This is a genomic window from Pseudoalteromonas sp. SR45-5, from assembly GCF_014163565.1.
In the GTDB taxonomy this organism is placed as follows: Bacteria; Pseudomonadota; Gammaproteobacteria; order Enterobacterales; family Alteromonadaceae; genus Pseudoalteromonas; species Pseudoalteromonas distincta.
In genome coordinates this window covers 1-8,092 of sequence record NZ_JACJDN010000122.1, presented here as the reverse complement: position 1 = coordinate 8,092, position 8,092 = coordinate 1, and the positions used below count along the sequence as shown (strand labels likewise).

The following is an 8,092-nucleotide window of genomic DNA, read 5'->3' as shown; positions in this document are numbered from 1 at the left end:
TTAAATTAAGACGCTTCAGGATGAAAACTGTTTAAAAGCTTAATAAGCTAAGCTATTAAAAATTATAAGCTATCGACATTTTAAATTGCGTAGGCGCCCCCGGATAAACCCACAAAGCGTTGTAACTACTTTGAGCGTAGTCTTCATTAAAAATGTTATTAATACTCACATTTAGCTCTGTTTTATCTGTTAAATTTAATTGACCAAACAGGCCGACCAATTGGTAACTTGGTAGTCTAAAGCTCAAATCTGCGGCATCACCTAGGCGGCTGCTGGTATATTGGTAACTTGCACCAAATTCAAGCTCTTTACCCATTAATGCTGTTTGATGGCTAAGTGTAAGGTTTAGATTGTTTTTTGGTACATTTACCAGTGGGCTGCCTTTTTCTATTGGCACGCCCCAATCGGCATTAATAATGTCGTTTGCTGTGGTGGCATCTATATAGGCGTACGATAAGTTAAATGCTGTTGCATCGGTAATATAGGTATTTAAATCAAGCTCAAACCCTTTGCTATCAGCTTTACCAATGGGAGCCGAAAAACCAACGTTTACTGGATCTGCCACTAACATATTACTTTTAGAAGCATCAAAAAGTGCCACAGTACCGTTTACACCTAGGTATTCAAACTTAGCACCAACTTCAAACGAGTCGCTGTACTCAAAGCCAAAGGGGTCGCCGTTTGCATCAGTACCGCTCAGTGGTAAAAAGCCTTCAGAGTAACTGCTGTAAAAGGTTATAGTATTATTTAGTTCATACACTACGCCAACGCGTGGGCTTATTTGGCTTTCAGAGCTGGTCGAAAACACGCCGCTGTTGGTTTCTAAAATATCTTGGTCTACGCTATCAAATCTAAGGCCAAGTAAAAGTTTAAACTTATCAGTGATATCCATTTGATCTTGAATGTAAATACCGTAAGCGTTTTGCTCTTCATCATTTTCATAAAGTAGCGAAACAGCAGGACGTTCACCAGAATAATCAGGCTCAAAAATATCAATAGTATAAGTGCCATTACCGCCACGATAACGAGAAAGCGCCGTGCGCAAATCGTATTTATATGCATCAATACCTATTAATAAATGATGCGAAATGCCGGCTGTATCTAAACTTCCACTAACTTCAAACTTTACACTTAAATCTTCTACTTCGTAGTCGCGATAGCGCTGCTGGCGGGTAAGTGTGCGGCCATCGTCAAATAACGATTGGCGTGACGGTGCAAGTTCTGCATCTGACGAAAAACCCGTTAAGCTAGAGTCTCGATAATTTGCACCTACAACGAGTGACCATTCCTCGTTAATATCGTGATTTAACGTAATTTGGTGGCCTCGAGAGTAAACCTGCGTATCTCCATCGTTTGGGTTACCTAAATAGCGCGAGCTTGGTAGGGTGTCAAAATCGTTATCGAGTACAACAATACCACGGTCGAATAGCTGAGCTAAATCTACGTATTCAAACTCATAAGTTACACTGGTCGATGCGTTTATTTGATGATATATAGACGGCGTAATCACCTTTTTATTGGTGTATACCTCATCGCGGTAGCTGTCACTATCTTGCCATGCGCCATTTATTCTAAACGCGGTGGTATCGTTAATGCCGCTGGTGTAATCGCCTTCAACGCGATTAAAACTGTCGCTGCCTAAGCTTAGTTTTAGCTCACCTTGTGAATCAAACTGTGGCTTTTTAGTTACAATATTTACAGTCCCGCCTGGCTCTGATCGCCCATAAAGTGCTGAACCTGGGCCTTTTAGTACTTCAATGTAATCAATGTTAGATACATCACGCGGGCCGCTAAAACCACGCCCACCGCTAAAGCCATTAACTAAATAGCCCGATGGCATATTTTCGTTACCCGAAAGGCCACGAATAGAAAAGCTATCCCACAATGCACCGCTATTGTTTTTACGTGAAATACTAGCTGAAAAATCAAGCGCATCTTGTAGTTGAGTAATTCCTTTTTTATTAAGCTCAGCACTATTAATACTAACTATAGATTGTGGCATTTGCTTTTGAGGAATATCACCGCGATAAGCTTGTTTATAAGTGACAGATATTTTTTCGATTTCTTCTTTTTGATCTTGCGCAATACTGGGCGCACTAATTCCTAGGCAGGCTAAATAAATTAAAGAGTACTTCATGTGATTGATTAACTAAGCAAGTGTTATAGTATAACAAAATTGTAGCATGTGTTACTTTATAACAAAACTTCTTTTTAAAAAATCACTGAGCGATTAATTAATGCACTAGCGACTGCCGTGTCATCACGTTAGTATAGTGTTCTACTTAAGTTACATAACGATAATTACATGAGCATAAAAACAAACGCGTTAATTTACTTTTTAGCTTTTTGCAGCGGTTTTTGCATTATGGGGATTGAACTTTTAGGAGGGAGAATTCTCGCCCCTTTTTTTGGTAGTAGCGTACATATTTGGGGCAGTATAATTACAGTATTTATGCTTAGTTTATCTTTTGGGTATTTACTTGGCGGTAAACTCAGCACTAAAAATGCATCACTTACCAGATATGGTTTAATATTTTTAATAGCCAGCATTATGGTGGTGCCTATTACATTATTTTCGCAGCCAATAATGGAATTTATATTCACCCATATTGAAGATAGCCGCTACGGCTCGCTCTTAGCGTCAACTGCTTTATTTTTTATACCTACCGTTATTTTAGGCATGATCTCGCCCTACTCTGTCCGCTTACTGGTAACCGATAGCGATAAAAGCGGCCAAGTCGCTGGGCGTTTATACTTTGTAAGTACGCTTGGCAGTGCACTGGGTACTATTATTACTTCTTTTTACTTTGTACTCGCGTTTGACGTAAATACAATTATTAGCGCCTTTGCTCTAACGCTTGGGTCACTGGGTTTAGTCGCGATTGTAATTAATACCTTGGCTAATAATAAGGAGCTTGCTCATGCTTAAATATCTACTACTGCCGTTAATTGCATTTTCGGGTTTTGCGTGCAGTAAAGTTATCCACGAAGAGCGCTCGCTTTATCGCAATATTATTGTTGAAGAAACGAGCGACTTACGTTGCCTTAAATTTAATACTAAAAGTAGCCAAACAAGCCAAAGCTGTATGTATAAAAACAATCCCGACAAACTTGTTTTTAATTACACTAAACTTACTTTTGCGAGCCTTTTAGTAGCCGATAATCCTAAAAATGTACTTATTATAGGATTAGGAGGCGGTACGCTTTCTAACGTTATTCATGAGCTATACCCCACTGCAACAATTCATAATGTTGAAATAGATCCCGCAGTAACTAAAGTTGCACGCGATTACTTTAACTTTATAGAAAACGATTTAGTGACATCAAGCGTGCAAGATGGCCGTATTTTTATAAAACGTGCCGCAATTAAAAAACAAAAGTACGATTGGATTATTTTGGATGCATTTAACGGCGACTATATTCCGGAGCATTTGCTTACTAAAGAGTTTTTTGAAGAAGTACAAAGCGTATTAGCCGAAGGCGGTGTTATAGCTGCAAATACGTTTTCAAGTAGTAAACTTTATCAGCATGAGTCGGCAACTTACCACGCTGTATTTGGCGACTTTATAAATGTAAGTCGCGAAAATCGTAGTAATCGTATTATTTTAGCGGGACTTAAATCAATGCCGAGCGAAGCGCAAATTAACACGCGTGTAAATGCTCTCGCCCCTAAATTAGTAAAATACGGTATAGACATAAAAGCGATTAGCCAATTTATGCAATTTACTAAAAACGACCAAGATTGGCCCGCAGATACAAAAGTACTTACCGATCAATACTCCCCTGCTAATTTACTTAACTTTTAAACTCCTGCTAAACCTCACCATTTCTACAAGTGAGGTTTAGCAAATATTTTACCATTTCCCACTCTATCATATATTTACTTAGCAAGCTAAGTAATGATAAAATAGTTAGCTTGCTAACTATGTTGGGATGGCTATGCCTACACACAAACCTTTTCACGAAACACTCGATTTAACTGTTATCGGTAATATGGGCCGAGTTCATCGCTTATGTCGCGAAGCGGTAACCATTGCAGTCGAGCCTTTAGGGCTTACTCAATCGCGCTGGACTGCACTAATGCATATTAGTATGCGTGGTGAGGGACTAACACAACTTGAGCTTGCTAATAGCTTAGGGATAGAAATGCCTTCATTGACTCGTACGCTTAAGCAATTAGAGGAGCAATCGTTAATTGTTCGCCGTGTAGACAAACATGATAAGCGCAGTAAAAGACTCTATTTTACTGAACAAAGTGATGCCATTTTACATTCATTGCAAGAGACTATTTCCGATATAAAAAATCAGTTATACAGCGGTTTATCTGTTGAGCAACTAGATGCGATTGCATTTGGTTTGATCAAAATAGAGCAAAACGCCCTTAAATGTATTCAAGTTAATAAGTAAGGCTAAAAATGACACCGGATCAAAAGTTTGCACGCTATGTAAGGTTTTCTCTCATAGGGTTTATCTTAGTATTTATTTACTATTTAGTGGCCGATATGGTTTTGCCTGTGACACCACAAGCACGTGTTTATCACCCTGTTGTGCAAATATCACCGCAAATTAGTGGCCGAGTCACTAGTGTGCAAGTTACTAATAACCAATCAGTTAAAGCAGGCGATATATTATTTAGTATCGATGAAGGCCCATATAATTTAGCTAAAGAACAAGCTCAACTCGCCCTTGATGATGCCAAATTACAAAATAAACGCCTTGATACCAATGTTAAAGCGCTTGAGGCACAAATAAGTGCTGCAAACGCTAAACAGCATGAGCAAAAACTATTAAAAAGCAGAGGCGAAAAGCTCTATAAGCAAAAGTCTATATCGGAGCAAGAACTTGAAAGCATTCGTGCTAATTTTGAAGCGAGTAAAGCAAATGTTGCAGCCCTTGAAGCGCAGTTAGCTGAAGCGGTTTTAGCTAGAGGTGACTCAGGGAACAAAAACTTAGCCATGCGCCACGCTGCTAACCAGTTAGCGCAAGCTGAGCTAGATTTATCCTACACAAAAGTGCGCGCATTAAGTGACGGCGTAGTTGCTAACTTACAATTATTAAACGGCGCATACGCAGTTGCAGGCAGCCCGTTATTAGCTATTGTTGCTAAAAAGGCAGATTTAGTTGCCGACTTTAGAGAAAAGTCACTCACAAATATGAAGCAAGGCACCCAAGCGCGCGTAGTATTTGATAGCCGTCCAGGTGAAGTTTACGACGCAATACTTGAAACATTTGAAGCAGGCGTTAGCAGTGGTCAACTTAGTGCTAATGGTTTACTAAGTACAACAGAAACCAGTAATCGTTGGGTGCGTGATGCACAGCGTCAACGCATTCACTTAAAGCTCATTAATCATCAAGACTTAATAGCAAACATGCCTAGTGGCTCACGTGCAACAGTACAATTATTACCAGAATCAACAATTGGGCAATGGTTTGGCTCTGCACAAATCAGGTTTATTAGCTGGTTACACTACATTTATTAATGGAGGCTTTATGACTCAAATTGTTAGCCAAGGCCCACAATTAGACTCCAATGGCCTTCGCCAAGCACTGCGCATTGCAGGTGGGTGTACCCTTGGCTTTACTATTAGTGAATTAATGAACTGGCCCAATGGTATATTTTTTACCGTTTATCCTATGTTGATATTGGGCATGGTACCTACGTTAAGTCGTGGGCTTATAAATCAATTTATAGCATCTGCTGCATTTAGCGCACTTATAGTGCTGATAATGCAGGGATTATTTTCTCACTTACCAGTCGTTATGACATTGTTAGTGTTTGGTGTTTTCTGCTTTTTATTTCATAAAATGAGTAGCGGTAGTGCCTTTTTATTTGGCGCTTTAGGCGTGATCAGTCTTTCTATTCAGCTGCATTTTTCCAGCTATGTTGATCAAGGAAGCAGTATTTATCCATTAATTTTAACTAATGGGTTGGCTATTCTTTTAACCGTTATTATTGGAGCATTAATGCATGGCCTATTTCCTGATGTAACCGCAAGGCCCGGGCGAGTAATGCCAGCTAAAGCAAAAGAAAGTATTCGCCATGAGGTATTGTTATGCTCAACCGTGGCTACGCTCTCTTTTGTTGTTTTTCAGGTTCTTGATTTACAAGACTCAATATCTGCGCAGGCAGCTTCTGTGCTTATTTTATTTTCGTTGTGCTGGAAAGCCGCAGGTATGGCCGGTTGGCAGCGAGCAATTGGAACGCTTATAGGCTGTAATGCAGCGTTACTATCGCAACTATTTTTGTATAGTCACTCTGATTTTTTACTTTTTCCGATGGCTATTTTGTGGATACTTTCGTTTGTTTTTGCGCGCTTTCATATTTTAGGCGGAGGCATACCTGGCATTGGTTTTGGTGTATTGACTACATTTGGTATTTTGTTTGGAAATTCACTCGGGCCAGGCCAAGATCTTGTTTATAGTGCAATGTACCGGTTTAGTTCGGTATCTGTGGCTATAATCTTAAGCTTATGTGTTGTGTATGTTATGCACCATATACTTAATCGGTTTAGCGTAACTCGCCATCATACTTATGATTAGATAAACCCTGTTATGTAAAACTAAAGGCTGCAATTGCAGCCTTTTTAATAAGCTTGGTTAAACTATTTTAATCATCTATATGAGCAGTATTTTCGCTTTACATATTCACAGTTTTTAGTCTTTCCTGGTGATAATAAGCGTTAGCACACCCGCTATAATCCCCCAAAAAGCAGACCCCACTGAAAGTAATGTTAAGTTAGATGCAGTTACTAAAAAAGTGACTATTGCAGCCTCAGTATATTCAGTACTACTAAGGGCTTGCTGCAAACTATTAGCAATGGTGCCAAATAGCGCAATGCCCGCCAAAGCTAAAATAAGTGCCTGGGGTAAACTTGCTACCAAGCCAACTAATGTAGCTGCGCACAACGCCATTAAAATATAAAATACGCCAGCCGCTATACTCGCCCAATAACGTTTATCATGATTTTTATCCGCCTCATCACTCATACATATAGCTGCGGTAATCGCGGCTAAATTAATAGAGTAGGCTCCAAAAGGAGCGCTAAGCATATTTACAAAGCCAGTAACATTAAGAGATGCAGATATAGGCGCTTTATATTTATGTGCTTTTAAAACCGCAATACCCGGTAAATTTTGCGAAGTCATGGTAACTATATAAAGTGGTAAACCTATACTAATACATGCTTGCAAGTGGAAAGCGGGTTCAATATAAGCAAATTCGCTCATTTTCCAGTGCAGCGCGCTGGTATCAATATGGCCCATTTGCCAAGCGAGTAATACACCTATAATAAGCACGCTTAACATAGCAAAGCGGGCAAAAAAGCGTTTACCAATAAAGTACATAACGACCATTAAACCAATTACTAAAGGCATGTCGTTCATAAAATTAAACACATCGATACCAAAGGTAACAAGCACGCCGGCCAACATGGCGCATGCAAGCTCACTTGGAATACGGTTCATTATTTTTTCAAACCAGCCCGTAACCCCCGACAAAAACACGAGCAATGCACTGAGCATAAACGCGCCAATAGCCTCATTTAAGTTATACCCTTGGGCACTTGAAATAAGTAATGCAGCTCCCGTGGTAGACCACGCAATTAAAACAGGTACTTTGTAATAGTACGATAAACCAATTGACGTTGTGCCCATCACTAAACCGAGCATTAAAATCCAACTAGCTACTAAATCGGGCGTACCACCAAGGGTTATCACTACCTGATAAATTAATGCAATAGAACTCGAAAAACCAATAATTACAGCCACAAGTCCTGCTGTAATTCGGTTAAGCAACTGATCAGACACCTTCATAAATTCCTCGTAATGCATTTATGCAGCTCACAACATACGTGCCCAATAATTACATTGCAATTAGCGATTGGTTTACAAAAGGTGAAATAAATTCACTTTTTATTTTTCATTGTAATTAACGTCAAAAAGTCACTTTTAACCATTGTATTTAACTAAACAAACAAGTACCTACAACTGCGCCAAAGCCCGCGTAAACACTACTAAAAACCAATACTAAAAAGAGCAAAAAACAAACCAAAAATAAATATCCTTATATTTTATAAGGAATTATAAAATTAAG

General features: G+C 39.2%; 7 protein-coding genes. 5 read left to right on the top strand and 2 right to left on the bottom strand.

The genetic code is table 11. The features are described 5' to 3' along the window. Positions 1-55: 55 nt before the first annotated feature. Positions 56-2,137: a TonB-dependent siderophore receptor gene (locus H5072_RS06775; protein WP_024595846.1), complete on the bottom strand. Its 2,082-nt coding sequence runs from the start codon at positions 2,135-2,137 to the stop codon at positions 56-58. Between the two features lie 168 nt (positions 2,138-2,305). On the opposite strand from H5072_RS06775, the gene H5072_RS06770 reads away from it, so the two are divergent. The 5 genes from H5072_RS06770 to H5072_RS06750 all read left to right on the top strand — a co-directional run bounded on the left by H5072_RS06770 (position 2,306) and on the right by H5072_RS06750 (position 6,540). Then, entirely contained in the window at positions 2,306-2,929 is a 624-nt protein-coding gene (locus H5072_RS06770; protein WP_154902841.1) for a fused MFS/spermidine synthase, read from the top strand. Continuing rightward, positions 2,922-3,806 (top strand): spermidine synthase, encoded by an 885-nt coding sequence (locus tag H5072_RS06765; RefSeq protein ID WP_182693077.1) that lies wholly within the window; start codon positions 2,922-2,924, stop codon positions 3,804-3,806. The genes H5072_RS06770 and H5072_RS06765 overlap by 8 nt, the downstream gene beginning before the upstream one ends. Positions 3,807-3,939: 133 nt before the next feature. Continuing rightward, positions 3,940-4,407 carry a MarR family transcriptional regulator gene (locus tag H5072_RS06760; protein WP_024595849.1) on the top strand — a complete coding sequence of 156 codons (468 nt, stop codon included), beginning with the start codon at positions 3,940-3,942 and terminating at the stop codon, positions 4,405-4,407. Between the two features lie 8 nt (positions 4,408-4,415). Continuing rightward, positions 4,416-5,480: an HlyD family secretion protein gene (locus H5072_RS06755; RefSeq protein WP_182693076.1), complete on the top strand. Its 1,065-nt coding sequence runs from the start codon at positions 4,416-4,418 to the stop codon at positions 5,478-5,480. A gap of 10 nt (positions 5,481-5,490) precedes the next feature. After that, complete coding sequence (locus H5072_RS06750; RefSeq protein WP_182693075.1) at positions 5,491-6,540, top strand: DUF2955 domain-containing protein; 1,050 nt, start codon at positions 5,491-5,493, stop codon at positions 6,538-6,540. A 114-nt stretch (positions 6,541-6,654) separates the two neighbouring features. Here the strand turns inward: H5072_RS06750 and H5072_RS06745 are convergent, their stop codons facing one another. Continuing rightward, complete coding sequence (locus H5072_RS06745) at positions 6,655-7,812, bottom strand: benzoate/H(+) symporter BenE family transporter (protein WP_002959155.1); 1,158 nt, start codon at positions 7,810-7,812, stop codon at positions 6,655-6,657. Positions 7,813-8,092 lie beyond the last annotated feature (280 nt).

Bases quoted from the DNA above. Each gene is read 5' to 3' on its own strand.
- H5072_RS06770 (WP_154902841.1), top strand. From the start codon at position 2,306: ATGAGCATAAAAACAAACGCGTTAATTTACTTTTTAGCTTTTTGCAGC.
- H5072_RS06755 (WP_182693076.1), top strand. From the start codon at position 4,416: ATGACACCGGATCAAAAGTTTGCACGCTATGTAAGGTTTTCTCTCATA.
- H5072_RS06760 (WP_024595849.1), top strand. From the start codon at position 3,940: ATGCCTACACACAAACCTTTTCACGAAACACTCGATTTAACTGTTATC.
- H5072_RS06745 (WP_002959155.1), bottom strand. From the start codon at position 7,812: ATGAAGGTGTCTGATCAGTTGCTTAACCGAATTACAGCAGGACTTGTG.
- H5072_RS06775 (WP_024595846.1), bottom strand. From the start codon at position 2,137: ATGAAGTACTCTTTAATTTATTTAGCCTGCCTAGGAATTAGTGCGCCC.
- H5072_RS06750 (WP_182693075.1), top strand. From the start codon at position 5,491: ATGACTCAAATTGTTAGCCAAGGCCCACAATTAGACTCCAATGGCCTT.
- H5072_RS06765 (WP_182693077.1), top strand. From the start codon at position 2,922: ATGCTTAAATATCTACTACTGCCGTTAATTGCATTTTCGGGTTTTGCG.